Raw genomic sequence first — 21,664 nt, forward strand, 5'->3', positions numbered from 1 at the left:
GCACAACCTTGCCAAGGTTGGGGTCGCGAGTTCGAATCTCGTTTCCCGCTCCAGTCGAATGTGACGTTGCAAGCTGAAGCATGACATAGCAGTACGCCATCGCCTGACAGACACGATCATCGTGTTACGTCACTGGCGATTTTTTTGTGCCTGAAATTCCTCTCCACCCTGTTCTGCGCCGCTCTCTGGTGCTGTCCCCGCGTGATTTTCTCCCTCTGCTTGTTTCCCGTGGCGCACTAATGCCTTTCTGCCGTGTGTCTGATGTGGCAGCGCCGAATGCGTTACCATGCGCATCCAATATCTTGCGTCTGATTTTCATGTCCGCGGACGGCGAAACGGTGCCATCACTGTTGCGCAATTGTTCTCAGATGCGTCTTTTCTGCTGTGCTGGCTGACAGCGTCAATCGATTACAGGTGTCCGATGTCACGACCTGCCTTGTCTATCCGTGGCCTGACCAAGGTCTACGGCAACGGTTTTGAGGCGCTCAAGGGGATTGATCTTGACGTTCCCGAGGGCGATTTCTTCGCGCTGCTGGGCCCCAATGGGGCCGGCAAGTCCACGACCCTCGGCGTGGTGAGTTCGCTGGTGCAGAAGACCGCAGGCAAGGTCGAGATCTACGGAATCGATATCGACAAGGACTTCTCGAAGGCCAAGTATCACCTCGGTGTCGTGCCGCAGGAGTTCAACTTCAATCAGTTCGAGAAGGTGCAGGATATCGTGATGACCCAGGCGGGTTATTACGGCATGCCGATGAAGGAAGCGCGCCCGCGTGCCGAGCGTCTGCTCAGGGATCTCGGGCTGTGGGACAAGCGCGACACCCCGTCACGCATGCTGTCCGGTGGCATGAAGCGTCGTCTGATGATTGCCCGTGCGCTGATTCACAAGCCGCGTCTGTTGATTCTCGATGAGCCGACGGCCGGTGTGGATATCGAATTGCGCCGCTCGATGTGGGAGTTCATGCGCCGCATCAATCGGGAGGAGGGCACCACCATCATCCTCACCACGCATTACCTGGAAGAGGCCGAGAGCCTGTGCCGCAACATCGCCATCATCAATCATGGCGAGATCGTGCATAACACCAGCATGCGTGAGCTGCTCAAGGAGCTGGATGCGGAAACCTTCCTGCTCGACATTCGTGAGCCGCTGACCAAGGCGCCGGTGATTGCCGGGTTCGAGGTCTCCTTGAGTGACCCTCAGCAGCTGGCGCTCGCCGTGCGCAAGGGCCAGTCGATCAATACCGCCTTCGCGGCGCTGGATCGCGCTGGCATCACCGTGGTGTCGATGCGCAATCGTGCCAATCGTCTCGAGGAGCTGTTCGTCGACCTGGTCGAGCGTTCCAACGCCGAAAGCGGTATCGCCTCCAATGTTGCCAAGGAGATCACGCAGTGAACCCCCGTCAGCTATGGGTGGCTCTGGTCACCATCGTCGTCAAGGAAGTCCGTCGTTTCACGCGTATCTGGCCGCAGACGCTGTTGCCGCCTTCCATCACCATGACGCTCTATTTCGTCATCTTCGGCAATCTCATCGGCTCGCGCATCGGCACCATGGATGGCATCAGCTACATGGATTACATCGTGCCGGGGCTGATCATGATGTCGGTGATCACCAACTCGTATTCCAACGTGGCTTCGTCATTCTTCTCCAACAAGTTCCAGCGCAGCATCGAGGAGCTGATGGTCTCGCCGCTGCCCTCGTGGATCATCCTGCTCGGCTACATCATCGGTGGCGCCGTGCGCGGGCTGGGGGTCGGCATCATCGTGACCGCCGTGGCCTTCCTGTTCACGGACCTCGATATCCATCACCCCTTCCTGACCATCATGGTCGTGGTGCTGACGGCGCTGCTGTTCTCCATCGGTGGCTTCATCAATGCGCTGTTCGCGCGCAAGTTCGATGACATCTCGATCATTCCGACCTTCGTGCTCACGCCGCTGACCTACCTGGGTGGCGTCTTCTATTCCATCCACATGCTGCCGGAATTCTGGCAGACGGTGTCGCTGGCCAACCCGATCCTCTACATGGTCAACACCTTCCGCTACGGCATTCTGGGCGTCTCGGACATCAGCGTCGGCCCGGCGATGGCCGCCATCGTGGCCTTCATCATCGGCCTGTTCGCCTTCGCGCTGTGGCTGCTGGAGCGTGGCAAGGGCATCCGCAGCTGAAGATGTCGCCCAGACGATGATGGTAAGATGCGCGCTATCGCGCCAGTGCATGCAACGCCGACTTCTGCCGGCGTTCTGCTGTCTGCGCCCCCTGATATCGATGCTTTATTGGCCTATTTCACTGGAGTGCTGTCATGGCTCACCCCACTGCCGTCAACGTGCCCGACGAGGCGCGCCCCGAGACCCTCAAGGATGCCCCGCTCGGGCGAGAGTCCGCCTATCCCGAGCACTACGATGCCAGCCTGCTGTTCCCCATCGCGCGGGCGGCCAACCGTGGCCCCATCGGCATCGATGACGCGGCGCTGCCGTTCGTCGGTGAGGATGAGTGGCACGCCTTTGAAGTCTCCTGGCTGGATGAGGCCGGCAAGCCGTGGGTACGCGTGGCCCGTTTTCGCCTGCCGGCAGCCTCGCCGAACCTGATCGAATCCAAGTCCTGGAAGCTCTATCTCAACAGTCTCAATCAGAGCCGTTTCCCCGATCAGGCAGCGGTGCAGGCAACGCTGGAGCGTGACCTCGCCGCCGCGGCCGGGGCGCCGGTCGAGGTGTGCCTGCTGGAGCTGGACGATAGCGAGCTGGACGTCGGGCGTCTGCCGGGGGAGTGCCTCGATGACTTGCCGATCAGCGTCGAGCACTACACGCCGTCGCCGGAGCTGCTCAGCGCCGATGACGCCGACATCGTCAGCGAAGACCTGCACAGCCATCTGCTCAAGTCCAACTGCCCGGTCACCGGCCAGCCGGACTGGGGCAGTGTGTGGATCCGTTATCGCGGCCCGCGTATCGACCGCGAGCGCCTGCTGGCCTATCTGATCAGCTATCGCCAGCACCAGGATTTCCATGAGCACTGCGTCGAGCACCTGTTCGTCGACCTGATGGCGCGCGTGAAGCCCGAGTCTCTGCTGGTGATGGCGCGCTATGTGCGGCGTGGTGGCCTGGATATCAGCCCGTGGCGAGCCACGGCGGATCTCGAGGCCGAGGCCCGCGCCAGTCTGCCGCGGCGTCTCTCCCGGCAGTAGTCGTCTCTGTCACCTCGCCAACCAGATAGCGCCTTGGCAATCAGGTAGCGTCTTGCCAATCAGATAGATAGCAGCGAGTGATGAGACGGCGTACCGGCGACATGCTAGTGTGAGAATCATTCTTATCTTAAGTCTGTGACAGGAGAGACGATGGACGCGCTGACGTTACTGCATGAACGCAATTCCATGGGCAAGTTGATGGCGCCGGCCCCGAGCGCTGAGCAGATGGAGGCCATCTACCAGGCCGCCCTGCGCGCGCCGGACCACGCCGAGCTGACGCCCTGGCGCTTCATCGAATTCACGGGTGGCGGGCTTGAGCGCCTTGGCGAGCTGTTCGCCGAGGCGGAGCGCAACAAGTCGCCGGCCGGTGACGAGGCCGCCCAGGCCGCTGCCAGCAAGAAGCCGCTGCGTGCGCCGATGGTGATCGCGGTGATCGCCAGGGTCACGCCGGACCACCCCAAGGTGCCGCGTGTCGAGCAGGTGGTCAGTGCCGGCTGTGCCGCTCACGCCATGCTGTATGCCGCTCAGGCCCAGGGGCTCGGTGGTATGTGGCGCACCGGTGGCTACGCCTTTGACCCTATCGTGCACGCAGGGCTGGGCATGGGCGAGCAGGATGAGCTGGTCGGCTTCCTCTATCTCGGCACCCCGGGCGGACGCCTCAAGCCATTGCCGAACCGCAACAGTGCCGACTTCGTCGAACGCTGGCAGTGAAACGCTGAATGAGCGAGGCCCTTGATGAGCAGCGCTGAGCGAGGCCCTTGATGAGAGAGACGCTGAGTGAGTGAGACGCGAAATGAGCCGTCGCGCTTGAGTGGTGAGGCCTGGCCACCGTTGCCCCTGCCGCGTGATGCGCAGGGGCAGCCGGGCAGTCTCGCGGCGCCGGTCAGCGACGACCTGTCACGGTTTCGTGGCTGGCTGACGCAGGCGATCCCGCTGGCTGTTCATCTGGGGCTTGTCGAGATGCAGTGGTCAGAGCCCGAGCGTGCGACGGGTCAGCTGAGCTGGCATCTGCATCTGCCGCCCAATCTCAATGACAAGGGCACTGCCTTTGGTGGCGCCATGAGTCTCGAGGCGACCCTGTGTGGCTGGAGCTGGCTGACGCTCTGGCTGCGTGCACGCGGTATCCAGCGCGATATCGTGGTGTCGCAGGCCAGTCAGCGGTTTCTGGCCCCGGTCAGTGGCGACTATCACATCATCTGCGCGCCGGATGACATGGCAGCGCTGGACGAGGTGGGCGAGCGCCTAGCAGCAGGGCGGCGAGCGCGACTGTCGCTGACCCAGCAGCTGTGGTGTCAGGTCGAAGGGCAGTCCGCTCCGCGACTGTGTTTCGAGGCCCGCGGCGATTACGTGGTGCTGGGGCCGTGACGATGAGTGCGGTCTCGGCCCAGTGCGCAGGGTGGAGCGTAGGGCGAGAGCGCTGACGCTATCTATCTGAAAGTTTTTGGAAAAAAGGCTTGCGCCACTCGAAGGTTATCGATAATATACGCCGCGTTCTCAAGGGAAACACGACGCAGTCGGGTGACCAATGAGAGCACTGATCTGGAGGGGTGTCCGAGTGGTCGAAGGAGCACGCCTGGAAAGTGTGTAAGTCGAAAGGCTTCGAGGGTTCGAATCCCTCCTCCTCCACCAGATTCAGAAAAGCCCGCATCTCACGATGCGGGCTTTTCGCGTTTCTGAGCGAGCTATCGAGCTTGCACTGCAGCGTCTGTCATCCTGAGCTGTTATCATGCCCGCCTTCAGACTCACCCCATCGCCTGTCGAACCTTCCCCGAACGCCTGATCTCGCGTCATGACGGCTGTCATGTCGTCAGGGACGTGCTCGGATGACGTCGGGCCCGCCTCCGGGATGCCCGGGGCACGAGATGGTGTGAGGCAAGACCGATTCCGCCTGCAAGAGGACATGAGATGGCTCGTATTGCCATGGCACGCCACATTCTGGTGAAGACCGAGGCCGAGGCGCAGCGTCTCAAGCAGTCACTGGAGCGCGGCCAGCCGTTCGAGAAACTGGCCAAGAAGCACTCCACCTGTCCCTCCGGCAAGCAGGGCGGTGACCTGGGCGAAGTGCGCCCCGGCCAGATGGTCGGCGGCATTGATCGCGCCATCTTCAAGGGGCCGCTCAATACCCTGCAGGGGCCGCTGAAGAGCAAGTTCGGCTATCACCTGCTGGAAGTCTTCTTCCGCGGCTGATGCCTGCCAGGCCTTTGCGGCTCCCCGTATTTCCCGGCGCCAGCGTGACACTTCGTCACCGCCCACCTTTTTCATTTCAAACGGATATTCCCTCGTGATCTCTACCGCCAATCTCACCATGCAGTTCGGTGCCAAGCCGCTGTTTGAAGACGTCTCCGCCAAGTTCGGGCGTGGCAATCGCTACGGCCTGATCGGCGCCAACGGCTGCGGCAAGTCGACCATGATGAAGATTCTCGGTGGCGATCTGGAGCCGTCCGGTGGTCACGTCATGCTCGAGCCCAACATCCGTCTGGGCAAGCTGCGTCAGGACCAGTTCGCCTATGAGGAATACACGGTGCTCGACACCGTCATCATGGGCCACGAGCGTCTGGCCGTGGTCAAGGCCGAGCGTGACCGCATCTACTCGCTGCCGGAGATGAGTGAGGAAGACGGCATGAAGGTTGCCGACCTCGAGGTCGAATTCGCCGAGCTGGATGGCTACACCGCCGAAGCGCGTGCCGGTGAGCTGCTGATGGGCCTCGATATCCCCATCGAGCAGCACCTGGGGCCGATGAGCGAAGTCGCGCCGGGCTGGAAGCTGCGCGTGCTGCTGGCACAGGCGCTGTTCTCCGATCCTGACGTCCTGCTGCTCGATGAGCCGACCAACCACCTGGACATCAACACCATCCGCTGGTTGGAAGGCGTGCTGACTGCACGTGCCAGCACCATGATCATCATCTCGCACGACCGTCACTTCCTGAACAGTGTCTGCACCCACATGGCGGACCTGGACTACGGTGAGCTGCGTCTGTTCCCGGGCAACTACGACGAGTACATGACCGCTGCCACCCAGGCGCGCGAACAGCTGCAGGCCGACAACGCCAAGAAGAAGGCGCAGATCGCCGAGCTGCAGTCCTTCGTCAGCCGCTTCTCCGCCAACGCCTCCAAGGCCAAGCAGGCGACCTCGCGTGCCAAGCAGATCGACAAGATCCAGCTCAACGAGATCAAGCCGTCCTCACGCGTCAGCCCGTTCATCCGCTTCGAGCAGACCAAGAAGGTCCACAACAACGCGGTGATGATCGACAAGCTCTCCAAGGGCTTCGACGGCAACACCCTGTTCGAGAACTTCAGCTTCACGGTCGCCGCCGGAGAGCGTGTCGCCATCATCGGCCCGAACGGCATCGGCAAGACCACGCTGCTGCGCACCCTGGTCGGCGAGATGCACCCGGACGCCGGTGAAGTGAAGTGGACCGACGCCGCGGACGTCGGCTACTACGCGCAGGACCACGCCCATGACTTCGCCAACGACATGAGCCTCTATGACTGGATGGCGCAGTGGACCGGCGGCGGCGAGCAGGTCGTGCGTGGCACCCTGGGTCGCATGCTGTTCTCCAATGACGACATCCAGAAGTCGGTCAAGGTCATCTCCGGTGGCGAGCAGGGCCGCATGCTGTTCGGCAAGCTGATCCTCAAGCAGCCCAACGTGCTGGTGATGGATGAGCCGACCAACCACCTGGACATGGAATCCATCGAGGCACTCAACCTCGCGCTGGAAAACTACCCAGGCACCCTGATCTTCGTCAGCCACGACCGCGAATTCGTCGGCTCGCTGGCCACCCGCATCATCGAGCTGAAGGCCGATGGCGTGGTCGACTTCTCCGGCACCTACGACGACTACCTGCGCAGCCAGGGCGTCATCGTCTGAGACTCGCCATGACTGGCTAGTCTGTCCGGTCTGACAAGACACCCTCATCGTCTCTGACGATGGGGGTGTCTTGTTTCCCATCTCCGGCCGCTGGCTGCGGCAGGCTTCTGGTAGAATGCCGGCCCGCGTGTGTCTGCACAGCCGATTTCCTTTCCTTTCTTCGCTTCACGGAGTGTCCCGCATGGCCACATATGACGTCATCATCATCGGCGCAGGCGCGGCAGGCCTGATGTGTGCCGCCACGGCAGGCTATCAGGGCAAGCGCGTGCTGGTGCTGGACCACGCCAACAAGGCCGGCAAGAAGATCCTGATGTCCGGCGGTGGGCGCTGCAACTTCACCAATCTGGATGCCGGCCCAGCCAACTTCTTCTCGCGCAATCCGCACTTCTGCATCTCGGCGCTCAAGCGCTATACGCCGCACCATTTCCTAGAACTGGTGGAGCGTCATGGGCTGGAGCACGTCGAGAAGAAGCCGGGACAGCTGTTCTGCGCCGATTCCGCCAAGGACCTGCTGGCGATCCTGATGACGGAGTGTGAATGGGCCGGGGCGGAGATTCGCCTGAGTACGCGCATCACCTCGCTGGAGCGCGCGGGCGAGGGCATGCGGGTCGAGACCAGCAATGGTACGCACACGGCAGGGCGCGTGGTGGTGGCCACCGGCGGCATGTCGATTCCGACGCTGGGCGCGACCGGCTTCGGCTACGACATCGCGCGCCAGTTCGGGCTCGAGGTCACCGATACCTACGCCGCGCTGGTGCCATTCACGCTGACCTCGCAGTGGAAGGAGCGTCTGTCGCCGCTGTCAGGGCTTGCCTGTGACGTCAGCGTCACCGCCGGCAAGGGCCATTATCGCGAACCGATGCTGATCACCCATCGCGGGCTTTCCGGTCCGGCGATGCTGCAGGCCTCCAGCTGGTGGACGCCCGGGCAGCCGTTGAGCATCGACTTGCTGCCGGGCGTGGATGCCTACGCCGAGCTGCTGGCCCTGCGCGAGCAGCATCCCAAGCGCCAGATCGGCCCCTGGCTTGGCGAGCGCCTGCCCAAGCGCCTCGCCCAGTCGCTGGTCGAGTGGCAGGACGCCGACGCCGGTCGCATCAGCGAGCGCAGCCTCGCCGAGCTTTCCAACGCGCGTCTCGAGCAGCTGGCCAAGGCACTCAATCACTGGCAGCTCAAGCCGGCGGGCACCGAAGGCTGGCGCACCGCCGAGGTGACCATGGGTGGCGTGGTCACTGACGCCATCTCGCAGAAGGACTTCAGCGTGCGCGATCTGCCGCAGCTGGCCTTCATCGGCGAGGTGCTGGATGTCACCGGGGAACTTGGCGGCTACAACTTCCAGTGGGCGTGGTCCTCGGCGGTGGCCTGCGGCTTGAACTGCTGACCGGCACCTTCTCGCCTCTGGCTGCGTCTCACGCCATCTGCTGGCGGATGGCGGGCAGGCGCTGCTCGACCAGCGCGACAAAGGCCTCGATTACCGGGCGGACCGGTGTGGTCGGGTAGTGCAGCTCCAGCGGTACCGCGCCGAGTGCCGGGCGCAGGGGAATGAACTGGCAGCCATCACGTTGCAGGCGGCGAATGCAGCCGGGCGCGATGGCGACTCCCAGTCCCGCCGCCACCTCACTGAGCAGTGTCTGCATCAAGGCCGGTTGGCGCTGGATGCGCGGCGAGAAGCCGGCATCGCCGCAGGCACTGATGATCTGATCGAACAGCCCCGTCGCCTGCCCGCGCTGAAACAGCACGAAATCTTCCTGCGCAAGCTCGCTGAGGGCCAGTCGCTTGCGGTGCGCCAGACGATGCCCCTCGGGCACCACCGCCATCAGCCTATCCTCGTAGACCGCCAGGGCGGTCAGGCTGTCACGCTGCTCGCTGGGAAGCGGGCGCGACAGCCCGATGTCGATCTCGTCACGCGCGAAGGCATCCAGCTGCTGCTGGGCGCTCATCTCATGCAATGACAGGCTGACCTCGGGATGGTCGCTGGCGAAGTCGCGCATCAGTCCGGGCACGAAGCTTGCGCAGGCCGAGCTCATGTAGCCGATGCGCAGTGTGCCGGTCTGGCCGCTTGCAGCCATCGCCACGCGCTTGCGTGCCTGCGCCTCCAGCGCCAGCATGCGCTGCGCTTCTTCCAGCAATGCCTCCCCCGGTCCCGTCACCTTCACCTCCCGCGTATTGCGCCATAGCAGGCTGACGCCCAGCTCGGCTTCGAGATCGGCGATCTGGCGGCTGATGGCGGGTTGCACGGTATGCAGCTCGCGGGCGGCGGCCGAGAAGCTTCTGTGCGTCGCCACCGAGACGAAGGTTTTCAGTGTGCGGAGTTCCATGCCGGCCCTCGTGGCTGATTGATGTTCAGTAAGTATAAGTCATATCAAGTATTGTCATTTCTATTATAAGCCTGCACTCGCTAGTCTGAAGGCCTGCCAAACCTCCCTTCGTCAGTCTCTGCCGTCTCGCCTTGTCTCCTGTCTCTTGCTGCTTGCCGCTGGCTTTGCCTCGCAAGCAGACAAGCAAGCGAGCAGGCGGGGCGCGTAGCGGCTGACAGGAGGGTTCTGAATTCGAGTGGAGCCAATATGACGACATCAACGAGTGGAGTGGCCGCGCAGGATACGCGCGGACCCTCACAACCGCTTTCTGCCGGCGGCCGTTTCACGCTGCTGGCCATCGCCTGTCTGACCATCATGGTGGGAACCGTGGTCGCACCGGGGCTTCTGAGCATCGCCTCGGCGCTTGAGGTGGAGAGCCATGCCAGCTGGCTGATTACCCTGCCGTCGCTGGGCGCCGTGCTGTTCGCGCCCATCGCCGGGCGCATGATCGATCGTGTCGGTGCCTATCGCTCGCTGGTGGGCGGGCTGTTCCTGTATGGCGTGCTGGGCGCGGGTGGCGCACTGCTGGAAGGCACCGTCGTCGTGTTCGCCGATCGCATTCTGCTCGGCGGCGTGACCGCCGTGGTGATGGCGGGCGGCACCACGCTGATCTCCGAGTGGTATCACGGCCATGCGCGTCTGGCGATGATCGCCCAGCAGGGCATGTCCATCGAGCTTGGCGGGGTGATCTTCCTGTTCGTCAGTGGTGTGCTGGCGGGTATCGCCTGGCAGTGGCCCTTCGCCCTCTATCTGCTGGCCTGGGTACTGCTGGCCATGCTGTGGATGATGGTGCCGAAACAGTCGCCTGAAGCGCCTGCCGAGGAGAGCGGAAATGCCGGCGGTGAGGCCTTGTCCTCCTCGCTGACCAGCGTCTACCTGGCCGCGGCCATCTCGTTGACGCTGTTCTTCACCGCCATCGTCATGCTGCCGATGCGCTTGAATCTGCTGGGGCTGGATGAAGCGGCCACCGGTATCTTCCTGGCGGGCATTTCGCTGGTCGCGGTGGTCGCGGCGATGCTGATGCCGAAGGTGTCGCGTGCCCTGGGTGAGATGCCGACGCTGGTGCTGGCCTTCCTGCTCTATGCCGGCAGCCTGTTCCTCTTCCAGCAGGCCGAGAACATGACGCTGATGAGCGTCGGTGCCGTGTTGTCCGGCATGGGCTTCGGCTTCTCGATCCCCTTGCTCAACCACATGACGGTGGAGCGCAGCCACACCTCGGTGCGCGGTCGCAATCTCTCCTACCTGACGATGGCGATCTTCCTGGGACAGTTCCTGACGTCCTTCCTGGAATTCCTGTCCGGTGACGGCAGCAACGTCTTCGGCGCCGCCGCCGTGCTGGGGCTGATCTTCGCGGTGCTCTATCTGGGCGTGTATCTGCTCAAGCGTGACAGCCGCAGCGCCTGATCGCGGCAGGGTTAACAGAACGACACGTCGCAATGACGAAAAAAAGCCCCGCCACCTGAATCCCAGGTGGCGGGGCTTTCGCTGTAATGCCGTGATCATTTGTCGAACAATATTCTCAGACGGCGAATCATCACCCAGCTCATCAGCCCGCGCTTGAGCAGGCTCAGGCCCTTCTTTGGCCGGAACCCGCCCCGCGCCGCGATCAGGCCGCCCACCAGCACCAACGGGCCGCGGTATTGCTGGACCTTGGCCCAGCCGCGGTCGATGGGGGCGGTGGCCTCCTTGAGTTCGCGCATCGCATGGCTGACATCGAGGCGCTGCTGACTGATGCGTGCTTCGAGTTCCGCACGCCGAGCGTCACGCGGATGTGCTGACCGGCGTCCGTTCCCCTGCACGGGGGGCAGCGCCGGCTCGCGTCGCGCGAGGGACTGTCTGGAAGAATTCATCTCGCCTCCTTGGCAGGCACTGGCAGGCGGGGCATCAAAGGTTTTCGCGTTGGCGCTGGCGTTCCAGTGCGTCGGCACGCACATCCTTGAGGCTGTCGCTGTCACGGCTCAGGTTGCTGAGCGTGGAACGCAGCAGGCTGCGCTGGGAAGCGATCACCTTGACGCGCCAGGCGATCAACCCCCCCAATGCCAGCAGGATACCGCCGCTCAGGGCGATGGCCAGCAGGCGGTGGGTATCCCAGAAGGTCACGACCACCAGCAGGATCGCCAGGCCGATGCCGAAGCAGATCAGCATCAGGGCGATACCCGACAGCAGCAGCATCACGAACAGCCGTTCGCGCTCTTCCTCGAGCTCCAGCACGGCGAGACGCAAGCGCGTCTCGCCACTCTCGACCAGGCTCGCAGTCAGACGTCGGATGGCGCCAAGTACGCGTTCAACCGGCCCTTGTTCCTGCATCAGCGACGGCCAAGCAGCATGCCGACGACGACACCGGCGGCCGCGCCGATACCGACACTGGTCCACGGGTTGTCGTGCACGTAGCGATCAGCGCAGTCCACGGATTCGCGCGCACCGGCGGCGAGGCGATCGCCCTGGGCGCTGAGGCGGGCGCGGGTGGCTTCCAGGCGAGTCTGGGCGCGGGCGCGGGCTTCCTTCATGCTCTCGCGGGAATCTTCAGCCGAGGCGTGCAGCAGTTCCTCGACGGTCTGGGACAGATGGCGCAGATCTTCCTTCAGCTGGTCGGTGTTGGCACCGGTCGCGGAAGTGGTGTGATCGCCGATCTTTTGCATAGCCATGGTGTAACTCCTTCCCGTATGTCGAATCAGATTTCGCGAATGGTGAGCGCGGTGTTGTCTGCGCTTGACTCTCGAACTCTCTCTTCCCTGGGGCGCCGCAGGCGGCAGGGCATGACCTGAATCCACTTGCACGAGACTCTTGCAAGCATCGTCAGCACGTCGTCATGACGCGTCTTGCGTGGTCATGCACAAGTCGTGGGGGTCGAATGCGACAAACACAAGGGCAAGACACGCACAGAGCACGATATCGCCATGTCACGTGCGGGAGGCATGATCTGGATCATGGACGTGCCACCTTGTCCACATGGTCGGTCCACATGGGCAGTCCACATAAGGGCGGTGCATACGGAGGGCAGATGGCAAGACGGGCAGCCTGGGCTGCCCGTTGCGGGAGGGTCATGCGAGTTCTTTTATCAGAACTTTTTGATCAGAACTCTTTGATCAGGTCTCGGGCGAGCCGGCGAAGAAGGTATTGATCGAGAAGCCCAGGCCAAAGCGATTCACGCTGTGGTCGTAGTCGATCAGGCTCTCACCGTAGCCGTGGTAGTACTGCACGTAGCCACGTACCTTGCCGAACAGCGGGAAGGAGTAGTCGAGCTGGTTGCCGTAGTTGCCCTTGGAGGGGTTGCCGCGCACCATCCAGGTGACTTCGTGCTGATCGGAGGTATAGCCGACCGTGATGTCGCCGTAGCCGATGTAGTTGTAGAGGTCCGGATTGTCGTCCTCGTCGGACTCCTCCGGCACGCGCCAGTGCGGCGTGACCGCGATGGCCCAGTCGCCGTTCTGGAACATCATGTCGGCGTAGACACGGTTCCAGCTGCGCGACAGCGGGTCGGAACGGCCGTTGGACTGATGCGCGAAACCGATGCGGTTGCGGGTATTGGTCCAGCCGAACAGCTCATAACGATTGTCGAACTGCAGGAAGGCTTCCGGCTCGTAATTGGTCTCGCGGAACGGCGCCGAGGCATCGGAGTTGTAGGCCTGCCACCAGCTGCGCTGGGTATAGGCGAAGAACACGTCGCCATTGTCACCGAAGATGTCATCCATCAGCTCGACCTTGAGGCTGAGCTGGTATTTCACCTCGGTCTTGTCCACCTCGCCTTCCTGGGTGACTTCGGCAAAGCCGTTGGCATCCGGGTTGGTGTTGTAGGCCCAGGGCAGCAGGTAATTGCGCTTGTAGGCGGTGATGGCCAGCGGATTCTTCTCGGCGTCGTTCTCCAGCACGACACGCTCCTTGGCGCGCTGCTGGGCCAGGCTTTCATCGAGGGGCGCATCGACGCTCTGGCCTTGTGCCCCCTCGGTCTCGGCCGCTTCCGCCGAGTAGCGCTCGTCATCCGCGTCTTCGCGGTTGGAGAGGAAGACCTGCTCGGTACGCGGGTCACTCTCGACGCCGTCCGCCGTGCCCGGTGCAGAGGCCGCCAGCTCGCGCCAGTCAGCCTGACTCATGGCACCCGCGCGGGCCTGGGCGGCAGTCATGCCCAGTGCTTCGGGAGCGAAGCGCTTGCCGTTGGCCAGTACCACGCGTCCTTCGGCATCCATGGTGTAGGGCACGTCGGCCGCTGCCGGTGCGGCGGCACCCAGCAGTACTGTGGCCAGCACTCCCGAGAGGCGTGCAGGGACGGACCGGAATCCGATGGAGGCAAGGCGGAGGGGCATGGAAATATCCTGTCGGTTACACCGCGGCGGGGGAGCAGCGCATTATGGAGCAATGTTCATGACATGTCTGCCATTCTACTGGTGGCGCAGTGTCCGGTTCCAGCACGAAGATTCCGACAGGTGCGTCGCCTCGATGCGACGATGCATGTCGCTCACGCTGGCCTGCAAGCATCGCTTTCTCGCCCCGTCACTCTTTGCTGCATTCTCCGCTTCACTCTCTAGTTCAATCTCCACTTCATCCTTTGCTGGGCGGCCGCCGGCGGACGTTTGCCGACAAGGATTGCGTGGGATGCAGCGCCAGTCGACAATGCGGCCCTTGCCCGCGTTTGCGGCCGGTCACGATGTCATCCTGCATGGCTGGCGGCGGCCTGGCGGGGCAGCAGAGCCGATGAAGAAGTGCGGTGGTGACCATTGAGGAGACAGCTGTGACAGGTAACAAGTCCTTGAGACTGATGATGTTGGCAGGCGCCTTGCTGCTGATGGTGCTGCTGGCCTGGGTGCCGGCCACGGCCAGTGCGGACGCCCCGAAGCGTGCTGATGTCCAGACTCAGCTTGAAGACCTGCAGAGCGTCGAGAAACCGGATGCCGACACCCGTCAGCGCATCGCGGACCTCAAGGATACCCTGACGGTGCTCGACGACCTCGCCGAAGCCACCAGCAGCCTGAATTCCCTCAAGAGTGAGGTCAAGGAGGCGCCGGCGGAGTTGGCGAAGGCGCAGGCCGAGCTGGCGCGCCTGCCTCAGGACTACACCCCGCCCAGCATCGCCTCGCTGGAAGACGAGTCGGTCGAGGCGCTGGACAAGCGCATGACCTCGATTCTCGACTCGCTGCAGAACCTGCAGGACAAGCTGGCCGACACCAATCGGCGCCTGATCAATGCCCAGAGCCTGCCGGAGCGTTCGCGCTCGACCCTGGCCGATGCACAGCAGCAGGTGCAGCGCCTGCAGACCCAGCTGGGTGGCAGCGGCGATGCCGACCTGTCCGGCACCGGGCGTGACCTGATCGAGGCCCGCCTGGCGCTGGCCGAGACGCGTGGCGAGCTGAGCCATTCAGAGCTCAATTCAAGCTCTCTGCTGCGTGAGCTGGCCCAGGTGCGCAAGACCCTCTACAGCCGTCAGATCGCCAATCTGGAGCAGGACCTGGAGCAGGTCCAGACGCTGGTCAACGACAAGCGCCGCAACCAGTCCGAGCAGACCATCGCCGATGCCACCAGTGGCGAGAATGCCGCGCTGGCCGACAACCCCATCTTCCAGCAGGTGCTCAACCGCAACCGCGAACTCAGCAGCCAGCTGCTGGCGATCACCGATCGCGTCAACGCCGTGATTCGCGATGGGCTGGAGGTGCGCACCCAGCTCGACCGCGTCACCCAGGTCGAGCGCACCATGAGCGAGCAGATCGAGGCCATCAAGGGCAGCGTCCTGCTGGCGCGTATCCTGCGTGAGCAGCAGAGTCGCCTGCCGCAGGTCGATGTGCGCAAGGACTTGAAGGAAGAGATCGCCGACCTGCGCCTCAAGCAGTTCGAACTCAACAAGGTGCGCGAGCAACTCGCCGATATTCCGGGCTATCTCAATTCCTACGTGCTGGGCGAGGCCGCGGCGCTGGAACGCCCCGGCGGCAATGCCGATGTCAGCCAGATCAGCGCCGAGCTGCGTCAGGCGTTGATCGGTCAGCTGGAGGCGCGCAAGGAGCTGGTCGACAAGCTCGACAAGGAATACGACAGCCTGCTGGCACGCGCCATCGACCTGCAGCTCAACCAGCAGCAGCTGCTGGAAGTGTCAGGGCGTCTGCGCCAGACCATCGAGGAGCAGCTGTTCTGGGTCGCCAATGGCAAGCCGCTGGATCTCGACTGGCTGTCGCGTACCCCGGAAATGCTCGCCGAGGAGCTCAGGCCCAACGTCTGGCGTGGCGTGGTGGCGGGGCTGTCCAAGGGCTTTCAGCTCAGTGACCTGTGGGTGGCGCTGCCGGGCTTGCTGCTGCTGATCTTCATCACCTGGAAGCGTTCGCGCATCCGTGCGCGCCTGGCGGACCTGCACGCCCAGATAGGGCGCCTGAAGCAGGACACCCAGCTGCATACGCCGCGCGCCATTCTGCTCAACGTCCTGCTGGCCATCCCCGGCGCGCTGGCGCTGGCGCTGATCGGCGGCGTGCTGTCGCTGGGCGAGGGCATCATGCTGTGGGCGTTGGGCCAGGCGCTGTTGAAGCTGTCGCTGGCGTGGGGCATCTTCGCCATCTTCCGCCGCCTGCTGGTCAAGGACGGTGTCGCCGAGCGTCACTTCCAGTGGCCGGCCAACTACGTGGCGGAGCTGCGCCGCCATATCTGGTGGCTGGGCTTCGCGCTGCTGCCGGTGGTGCTGACCACCAACATCATCAGCGAGGCGGACCTCAACCTGCTCGAGCGTCCGCTGGGGCTGGCCATTCTGTTCGTGGGCCTGATGGCGATGAGCTTCTGTCTGTCGCGACTGATTCTGGCCCACGTCCCCTTCTTCGGCCTCAAGCTGTTCCGACTGATTCTGGGCCTTGCGATGGCGCTGGTGCCGGTGGCGCTGGGCGTGCTGATCTGTCTCGGCTACGAGTACACCGCGCTGCGCCTGTGTGGCCGCTTCATCACCACCATCTTCCTGTTCGGGGCCTGGATTCTGGTGGAAGCCACCGTGGTGCGCGGGCTGGCAGTCGCCGCGCGGCGTCTGGCCTATCGTCGCGCCGTAGCGCGTCGCCGTGCCCAGGTGCAGGAGGGCGCCGAAGGCGGTGTCGAGGTGGTGGAAGAGCCGCCGCTGGACATGGAGCAGGTCAACTCCCAGTCACTGCGTCTCTCGAAGCTGATCCTGGTCATCAGCTTCCTGTCGATCTTCTATGTGGTGTGGGCCGATCTGCTCAATGTGCTCAGCTATCTCGACAGCGTGGTGGTGTGGGAAATCGCCGCTTCCGTCGAGGGCGATTCGGCGACGCCCATCTCGCTGGCGGACTTGATCGCGGGCATGATCACCCTCGCCGTGGCGGTGATGATGGCGCGCAACCTGCCGGGCCTGCTGGAGGTCTCGATCCTGTCGCGGCTCGAGCTCAAGCAGGGCTCCAGCTACGCGATCACCTCGCTGCTGTCCTACGTGATCATGGCCACCGGCTTCGTGATGACATTGGGCAGCATGGGCGTCAGCTGGGACAAGCTGCAGTGGCTGGTGGCGGCGTTGAGTGTCGGGTTGGGCTTCGGTCTGCAGGAGATCTTCGCCAACTTCATCTCGGGCCTGATCATCCTGTTCGAGCGGCCGGTGCGCATCGGCGACACCATCACCATCGGCAACCTGCATGGCACGGTCAATCGCATCCGGATCCGCGCCACCACGGTGACGGATTTCGATCGCAAGGAGATCATCATTCCCAACAAGGTATTCGTCACCGACCAGCTGATCAACTGGTCGCTGTCGGACAACGTCACGCGGGTGGTGCTCAATTTCGGTGTCGCCCATGGCAGTGATCTGGATCTGGCGCATCGTCTGCTGATGCAGGCCGCCCAGGAAAACAGGCGGGTGCTCAAGGACCCGGAGCCGCTGGTGTTCTGCCTGACCTACAACCAGGACAACTTCGGTTTCGAGCTGCGCATCTACGTCAATGACCTGACCGATCGCCTCTACGCCACCGATGAGATCAACCGCTGGGTGGACGCACGTTTCCGTGAGCATGGCCTCAAGGTCGCCTTCCAGCAGATGGATGTCTGGCTGCATCGCGACGATGGCACCGAGCGCCTCGTCGAGCAGCGCAGCGCCTCGGCGGAGCCGTTGCGCCCCGCCAGCGGCTCACCGGAAAGCAGCGAGACGGAAAGCACGGAGTATCAGAGCAGCGAGCACCGGGAAGGTGGTGCGCTGATCGCGCGGCGCAAGCCCGCCGAGGGTCTGGCAGGCCGTGAGGACGCCGGGCTGCGCGAGGCCGCACCGGACGCCGATGGCGGTGATGGCGGCGGAGATGCCGGTGGTCGCTGACGCTGAATCCACTGCTCATGTCATTGAATGCCGCATGGCATCACGCACAAGGCGCCCCGCGGGGCGCCTTGTGCGTGATGGGCTCGGAGCTGTGTTTAGTGCGTTTACAGAACGGGAGGGGCTAGCCAGCCCTGACACCACGCATCATTGGTTCAATTCGGGCTGCGTGGCTGACGGGGCCTCGAATTCCAGTACCCAGCGGCTCAGGAAACTGGCCTGCTTGAGGCGATCGAGTGTCGCCAACAGGCCAGGGCCGATCTCGATCGGACGTAGTGCATCGCCCAGTTGCTCGCGCATATGCTGAGCGCTGCCCTCGCCACGCACCTCGGGGTGCAGTGCGCCCAGCTGGCTGTCGCTGGCCACCGCCTGCTGGCCTTCCAGACTCAGCCACCAGTCGAGAAAGGCCTCACCGGCCTCGGGATGAGGCGCCTGCTGGGGGACGAAGGCCAGCCGGCGCTGAATCAGCACGTAGTCTTCCGGCACGATCACCACCAGCTCCGGATGGGCGCGGGCAAAGGTCACCGCGTAGGGGCCGACCAGGTTGTAGGCGATATCCACCTCGCCGCTGGCCAGCGCCTCGAGCATGGCGCCGGTGGTGCTGACCAGTCTGGCATCGGCCTGACCCATGGCGCGCACCAGCGTCCAGTAGCGCGGCGATTGACGGGCATCGGACACGGCGTAGGTGAAGCCGGAGCCGCTGCGGCGCGGGTCGTAGCTGATGATGCGGCCGCGCAGCTGCTCGCGGCGCGTCTCGAGCAGGTGCCAGAAGTCGCGATGGCTGCGCAGCACATCGCGGGGATTGCGCAGGCCGTCGAGGTCCGCCAGACGCTTGAGCGCATCACGTCGCGCCACCATCACGATCGGCTCGAAGCTCATCGCATACAGCTCATTGCGCCAGCGTGAGTTGGCCGGCCAGGCGGCCAGATTGGGGGCCTCGAGTGCCAGGGCGTGACCCTGATTGGCGAGTCGGTACTGCAGGCCCATGGCCGAGGAGATCATCAGATCCGCCTGCGGTGTCAGCGGTGCCTGCAGGTACTGTGCTTCAAGCCCCAAGGCGGAGCGATTGACGTAGTGCAGCACTCGCTCAGGATGCTGGCGGCTGTAACGCAGCAGCAGCGGGCGAATCTCGGGCAGGTCCAGCGCGGCGTGAATCGTCAGATCGGCCGCGTGGCTGGCGTCGCTGTCAGGCGCGGGCGCCGTGACTGGCTGGCCGCCCTGCAACCACAGCGATTGATGCTCTTCGAGCAGCGGGTCAAACGCTGCCTGGGTCGCCGCCCGGGACGCCGCCTGACTAAAGGGGCTCACAAGCACGGCCAGCACGAGGCAGGCCGTCAGCCGTCCAGATCGCTGTCTGCCCGGGCGGTGATTGTCATGACCGTGATGGTCAGAGCAGCGATTGTCAGAATGCTGCTGCCCGGTTGGCGGTCGTCTCGCTAGCATGCTGTGCCTCCTGTCTTCGCAGGCTTGCCGGCCTGTGCTGATTCATCATCCCCACCCACTCTCACCTCAGGCGCTGCACAGGGCGCCAGATGCAGACTGACGCATAGCCCGCAGGACGCGCCTGTCTCGTCTGCGTCGTCTGCGTCGGCTGCGCGGGTTGCATCGTCTGTGCGGGATGCAGGATCAGCAGCCTGCGTCATGCTGCGTGCTGTCGCGTCGCTAAGCGTCAGGCGCGCATCGTGGTGTCGCGCGATGCCATCGACGATCGCCAGCCCCAGTCCGGCGCCTTCGTGATGCTTGAGCTCATCGGGCTGCTGCGCCGGCGCCTGATCATGACTGTCGGGCTGGGTGTTGCGGTGGAAGGGGCGCAGCACCAGCAGGCGCCGCTCGGCGTCGATGCCCGGGCCATCATCCTCGACACTCAACCGCCAGCGGCCCGCCAGTGCGGCACTGTCCGATTGCGTGAACGTGGCATCGCTCGGTGTCGCCATCCGGCTCAGGGTGAGTGTGACGGTGCGTGCGCCGTGCTTGCAGGCATTGTCGATCAGATTGGCCAGTGCCTCCTCCAGCTGCCACTCGACGCCCAGCGTCCAGGCGGCGCCATCGATGTCCGGGGCGATCTCGAGGCCGAGGTCCACGCCGGCGCGATCACAGCGCAGGAACAGCCGGCTGACGGTGGCGCGCGCCAGCGCTGACAGCTCCAGCGGCACGCGCGGCGGCTGCACCTCCGGGTTGTTGAGGCGTGTCAGCGACAGCAGCTGATTGGCCAGATGGGCGGTATGGCTGGCGGTGGCCTGCATCTGGCCCAGCGCGGCATGCCAGGCGCTGGGGTCCTGCTGGCGCAGTGCCAGCTCGGCGTGAGCGGAGAGTCCCGCCAGCGGGGTGCGCAGCTGGTGCGAGGCATCACCGATGAAGCGCTCCTGGTTGGCGCGCACGCGGCGCATGCGCGCCAGCAGGTCATTGATGGTGTGCTTGAGCTCCTCGAGCTCGCGCGGCAGGGGCAGGTTGAGCGGCGCCAGACTGCGCGAGTCGCGTTCGCGAATGGCGCGGCGCAGGCGGGTCAGCGGCGACAGCGCCAGCCGGACGCCGATCAGCACCACCAGCAGTGCCAGCGTGGCCATGCCCGCCAGACGCACCAGCGAGCCACTGAACAGCTCACGCGTCAGGGTGTCTCGCCCCTCGCGGGTATGGGCGACGCGAATGCTGTAACGCTGGCCGTGGCGTGGGTCATCGCCCCAGCCGCCCAAGCGGGTATCGAGGCTGCCCAGCCGCAGTGCCTGTCCCTGCCAGGCGATATCGCGAAACGACAGCTCGCCGCTGCGTCCGAGTGATTCCTGCGGGGCCAGGCGACCATTGGCGGCGCGATTGGCATCCGGCAGGTGGGTATTGCCGGTGACCTGCTCGCCATCGGCATCCACCAGGCTGTAGAAGACGCGTTCCTGGGCGTCGGTAGCCAGCATCTCGAGGGCGGCGGGCGGCAGGTCGAGCCACAGCTGGCCGTCCTGCCATTTGACCTGCTCCGCGATGGTGACCAGCGAGGCCTCCAGCAGCCGGTCGTAGGCGCGGTCCGCTGCCTCACGCGCCGACAGGAAGGCCTGCACCAGCAATAGCGTGCCCAGCGCCAGCAGAGGCAGCAGCAGCCAGCTCAGCAGGCGCCGATAGAGGCTGATACTGCGTTTTGCCTCTGTCTGTGGGCGTGGTGAGGGTGCGGAATTCAAGCGCTGCCGTCCGTGGTCTGTTCCAGTAGATAGCCAAGGCCACGGATGGTGCGCAGATTGACGTCGCTGCCTTCCAGGCGCTTGCGCAGGCGATGCACATAGACCTCGATGGCGTTGTCGCCCACGGCCTCTTCCTCACCGAAGGCCTCGCGGGTCAGGCGCGCCTTGTCCACCGGTTCGCCGGCATGCTGGATCAGACAACCCAGCAGGCGCTGTTCGCGGGGCGGCAGCGCCAGTGGGGCATCGGCGAGCAGAAAGCGTGCATTGAGTGGCTCGAAGGCCAGGCTGCCGAGAGTCAGGCGTGGGGCGATGCCAGGCGAGGGCGCCGGCTGCTGGCTGGCCTGAAGAGTGGCCTGCTGACTGGCCTGAAGAGTGGCATGGCGGCGCAGCAGGGCGCGCACGCGGGCTTCCAGCTCATCGAGCACGAAGGGCTTGGCAAGATAGTCATCGGCGCCCAGGTCCAGCCCGCGCACGCGATCTTCGATGGCGCCGCGCGCGGTGAGAATCAGCACCGGGGTCTGGCGATCGTGCTGGCGCAGCGCGGCGAGAATCTCGAGCCCGGAAGCGCCGGGCAGGTTGAGGTCGAGTACGATCAGCGCGAAGCCGTGATCGTGGTGGGCCGCCAGGCGGGCAAGCGCCGCGGCGCCGTCGGCCAGGTGGGTGACCGCAAGGCCCTCGGCGGAAAAGACGCTGCACAGCGTGCTGGACAGCAGGGCGTCGTCCTCGACCAGCAGCAGGGCCGGGGGCGGTGCGGTGGCTGGGCCATGCGCTGAGGCGTCAGCCGCTGAATCGTCAGCCGCTGAGGGGAGTGAGTCGGGAGAAGTCATCCGGGCTCC

General features: G+C 64.3%; 18 protein-coding genes and 1 tRNA gene. 11 read left to right on the forward strand and 8 right to left on the reverse strand.

What is annotated here, in order from left to right; translation table 11 throughout:
- Nucleotides 1-421: 421 nt before the first annotated feature.
- The 9 genes from QD208_RS01810 (at nucleotide 422) to QD208_RS01850 (ending at nucleotide 8,422) form a co-directional block, all read left to right on the forward strand.
- The gene (locus QD208_RS01810) at nucleotides 422-1,390 is read left to right on the forward strand and encodes an ABC transporter ATP-binding protein (RefSeq protein WP_043333884.1); all 969 of its coding nucleotides are present in this window, start codon (nucleotides 422-424) and stop codon (nucleotides 1,388-1,390) included.
- Nucleotides 1,387-2,160 carry an ABC transporter permease gene (locus QD208_RS01815; RefSeq protein WP_043333883.1) on the forward strand — a complete coding sequence of 258 codons (774 nt, stop codon included), beginning with the start codon at nucleotides 1,387-1,389 and terminating at the stop codon, nucleotides 2,158-2,160. Before QD208_RS01810 ends, QD208_RS01815 begins: the two co-directional genes overlap by 4 nt.
- A 134-nt stretch (nucleotides 2,161-2,294) precedes the next feature.
- The gene (gene queF / locus QD208_RS01820) at nucleotides 2,295-3,173 is read left to right on the forward strand and encodes an NADPH-dependent 7-cyano-7-deazaguanine reductase QueF (RefSeq protein ID WP_225347203.1); all 879 of its coding nucleotides are present in this window, start codon (nucleotides 2,295-2,297) and stop codon (nucleotides 3,171-3,173) included.
- Nucleotides 3,174-3,323: 150 nt separating this feature from the next.
- Complete coding sequence (locus QD208_RS01825; RefSeq protein ID WP_054555640.1) at nucleotides 3,324-3,884, forward strand: NAD(P)H nitroreductase; 561 nt, start codon at nucleotides 3,324-3,326, stop codon at nucleotides 3,882-3,884.
- 66 nt (nucleotides 3,885-3,950) lie between these two features.
- The gene (locus QD208_RS01830) at nucleotides 3,951-4,538 is read left to right on the forward strand and encodes a YiiD C-terminal domain-containing protein (RefSeq protein ID WP_225347202.1); all 588 of its coding nucleotides are present in this window, start codon (nucleotides 3,951-3,953) and stop codon (nucleotides 4,536-4,538) included.
- 176 nt (nucleotides 4,539-4,714) lie between these two features.
- Nucleotides 4,715-4,802, forward strand: a tRNA-Ser gene (locus QD208_RS01835).
- A gap of 276 nt (nucleotides 4,803-5,078) precedes the next feature.
- Complete coding sequence (locus QD208_RS01840; protein ID WP_043333877.1) at nucleotides 5,079-5,360, forward strand: peptidylprolyl isomerase; 282 nt, start codon at nucleotides 5,079-5,081, stop codon at nucleotides 5,358-5,360.
- A gap of 94 nt (nucleotides 5,361-5,454) precedes the next feature.
- Nucleotides 5,455-7,044: an ABC-F family ATPase gene (locus QD208_RS01845; protein WP_225347201.1), complete on the forward strand. Its 1,590-nt coding sequence runs from the start codon at nucleotides 5,455-5,457 to the stop codon at nucleotides 7,042-7,044.
- A 181-nt stretch (nucleotides 7,045-7,225) separates the two neighbouring features.
- Nucleotides 7,226-8,422, forward strand: a complete 1,197-nt coding sequence (locus tag QD208_RS01850) for an NAD(P)/FAD-dependent oxidoreductase (RefSeq protein WP_225347200.1) — start codon at nucleotides 7,226-7,228, stop codon at nucleotides 8,420-8,422.
- A 28-nt stretch (nucleotides 8,423-8,450) separates the two neighbouring features.
- Here QD208_RS01850 and QD208_RS01855 read toward each other — a convergent pair whose 3' ends face one another.
- Nucleotides 8,451-9,359 (reverse strand): LysR family transcriptional regulator, encoded by a 909-nt coding sequence (locus QD208_RS01855; RefSeq protein ID WP_225347199.1) that lies wholly within the window; start codon nucleotides 9,357-9,359, stop codon nucleotides 8,451-8,453.
- A gap of 246 nt (nucleotides 9,360-9,605) precedes the next feature.
- Here QD208_RS01855 and QD208_RS01860 point away from each other — a divergent pair, with 246 nt between their 5' ends.
- Nucleotides 9,606-10,802, forward strand: coding sequence for an MFS transporter (locus QD208_RS01860; protein ID WP_225347198.1), 1,197 nt, complete (start codon nucleotides 9,606-9,608; stop codon nucleotides 10,800-10,802).
- A gap of 95 nt (nucleotides 10,803-10,897) precedes the next feature.
- Here QD208_RS01860 and QD208_RS01865 read toward each other — a convergent pair whose 3' ends face one another.
- The 4 genes from QD208_RS01865 to QD208_RS01880 form a co-directional block, all read right to left on the reverse strand.
- A complete protein-coding gene (locus tag QD208_RS01865; RefSeq protein WP_225347197.1) occupies nucleotides 10,898-11,248 on the reverse strand; it encodes a YqjK-like family protein in 351 nt (116 codons plus the stop codon).
- Between the two features lie 34 nt (nucleotides 11,249-11,282).
- Complete coding sequence (locus QD208_RS01870) at nucleotides 11,283-11,705, reverse strand: phage holin family protein (RefSeq protein WP_225347196.1); 423 nt, start codon at nucleotides 11,703-11,705, stop codon at nucleotides 11,283-11,285.
- On the reverse strand, nucleotides 11,705-12,043 hold the full coding sequence (locus QD208_RS01875; RefSeq protein ID WP_082388358.1) for a DUF883 family protein: 339 nt from the start codon (nucleotides 12,041-12,043) through the stop codon (nucleotides 11,705-11,707). Before QD208_RS01875 ends, QD208_RS01870 begins: the two co-directional genes overlap by 1 nt.
- Before the next feature lie 441 nt (nucleotides 12,044-12,484).
- Nucleotides 12,485-13,699 (reverse strand): phospholipase A, encoded by a 1,215-nt coding sequence (locus tag QD208_RS01880; protein WP_225347195.1) that lies wholly within the window; start codon nucleotides 13,697-13,699, stop codon nucleotides 12,485-12,487.
- A gap of 425 nt (nucleotides 13,700-14,124) precedes the next feature.
- Here QD208_RS01880 and mscK point away from each other — a divergent pair, with 425 nt between their 5' ends.
- Nucleotides 14,125-17,670 (forward strand): mechanosensitive channel MscK, encoded by a 3,546-nt coding sequence (mscK, locus tag QD208_RS01885; protein ID WP_225347194.1) that lies wholly within the window; start codon nucleotides 14,125-14,127, stop codon nucleotides 17,668-17,670.
- Between the two features lie 144 nt (nucleotides 17,671-17,814).
- On the opposite strand, the gene QD208_RS01890 is transcribed toward mscK, so the two are convergent.
- The 3 genes from QD208_RS01890 to QD208_RS01900 all read right to left on the reverse strand — a co-directional run bounded on the left by QD208_RS01890 (nucleotide 17,815) and on the right by QD208_RS01900 (nucleotide 21,655).
- Nucleotides 17,815-18,975: an ABC transporter substrate-binding protein gene (locus QD208_RS01890; RefSeq protein ID WP_225347193.1), complete on the reverse strand. Its 1,161-nt coding sequence runs from the start codon at nucleotides 18,973-18,975 to the stop codon at nucleotides 17,815-17,817.
- 128 nt (nucleotides 18,976-19,103) lie between these two features.
- Entirely contained in the window at nucleotides 19,104-20,828 is a 1,725-nt protein-coding gene (locus QD208_RS01895; RefSeq protein ID WP_225347192.1) for a sensor histidine kinase, read from the reverse strand.
- Nucleotides 20,825-21,655, reverse strand: a complete 831-nt coding sequence (locus QD208_RS01900) for a response regulator transcription factor (RefSeq protein ID WP_225347191.1) — start codon at nucleotides 21,653-21,655, stop codon at nucleotides 20,825-20,827. The genes QD208_RS01895 and QD208_RS01900 overlap by 4 nt, the downstream gene beginning before the upstream one ends.
- Nucleotides 21,656-21,664: the final 9 nt, after the last annotated feature.

The organism is Cobetia sp. 29-18-1 (assembly GCF_029846405.1).
Taxonomy (GTDB): domain Bacteria; phylum Pseudomonadota; class Gammaproteobacteria; order Pseudomonadales; family Halomonadaceae; genus Cobetia; species Cobetia amphilecti.

Bases quoted from the DNA above. Each gene is read 5' to 3' on its own strand.
- QD208_RS01810 (WP_043333884.1), top strand. From the start codon at position 422: ATGTCACGACCTGCCTTGTCTATCCGTGGCCTGACCAAGGTCTACGGC.
- queF (WP_225347203.1), top strand. From the start codon at position 2,295: ATGGCTCACCCCACTGCCGTCAACGTGCCCGACGAGGCGCGCCCCGAG.
- QD208_RS01825 (WP_054555640.1), top strand. From the start codon at position 3,324: ATGGACGCGCTGACGTTACTGCATGAACGCAATTCCATGGGCAAGTTG.
- QD208_RS01840 (WP_043333877.1), top strand. From the start codon at position 5,079: ATGGCTCGTATTGCCATGGCACGCCACATTCTGGTGAAGACCGAGGCC.
- QD208_RS01850 (WP_225347200.1), top strand. From the start codon at position 7,226: ATGGCCACATATGACGTCATCATCATCGGCGCAGGCGCGGCAGGCCTG.
- QD208_RS01855 (WP_225347199.1), bottom strand. From the start codon at position 9,359: ATGGAACTCCGCACACTGAAAACCTTCGTCTCGGTGGCGACGCACAGA.
- QD208_RS01860 (WP_225347198.1), top strand. From the start codon at position 9,606: ATGACGACATCAACGAGTGGAGTGGCCGCGCAGGATACGCGCGGACCC.
- QD208_RS01865 (WP_225347197.1), bottom strand. From the start codon at position 11,248: ATGAATTCTTCCAGACAGTCCCTCGCGCGACGCGAGCCGGCGCTGCCC.
- QD208_RS01870 (WP_225347196.1), bottom strand. From the start codon at position 11,705: ATGCAGGAACAAGGGCCGGTTGAACGCGTACTTGGCGCCATCCGACGT.
- QD208_RS01875 (WP_082388358.1), bottom strand. From the start codon at position 12,043: ATGGCTATGCAAAAGATCGGCGATCACACCACTTCCGCGACCGGTGCC.
- QD208_RS01880 (WP_225347195.1), bottom strand. From the start codon at position 13,699: ATGCCCCTCCGCCTTGCCTCCATCGGATTCCGGTCCGTCCCTGCACGC.
- QD208_RS01900 (WP_225347191.1), bottom strand. From the start codon at position 21,655: ATGACTTCTCCCGACTCACTCCCCTCAGCGGCTGACGATTCAGCGGCT.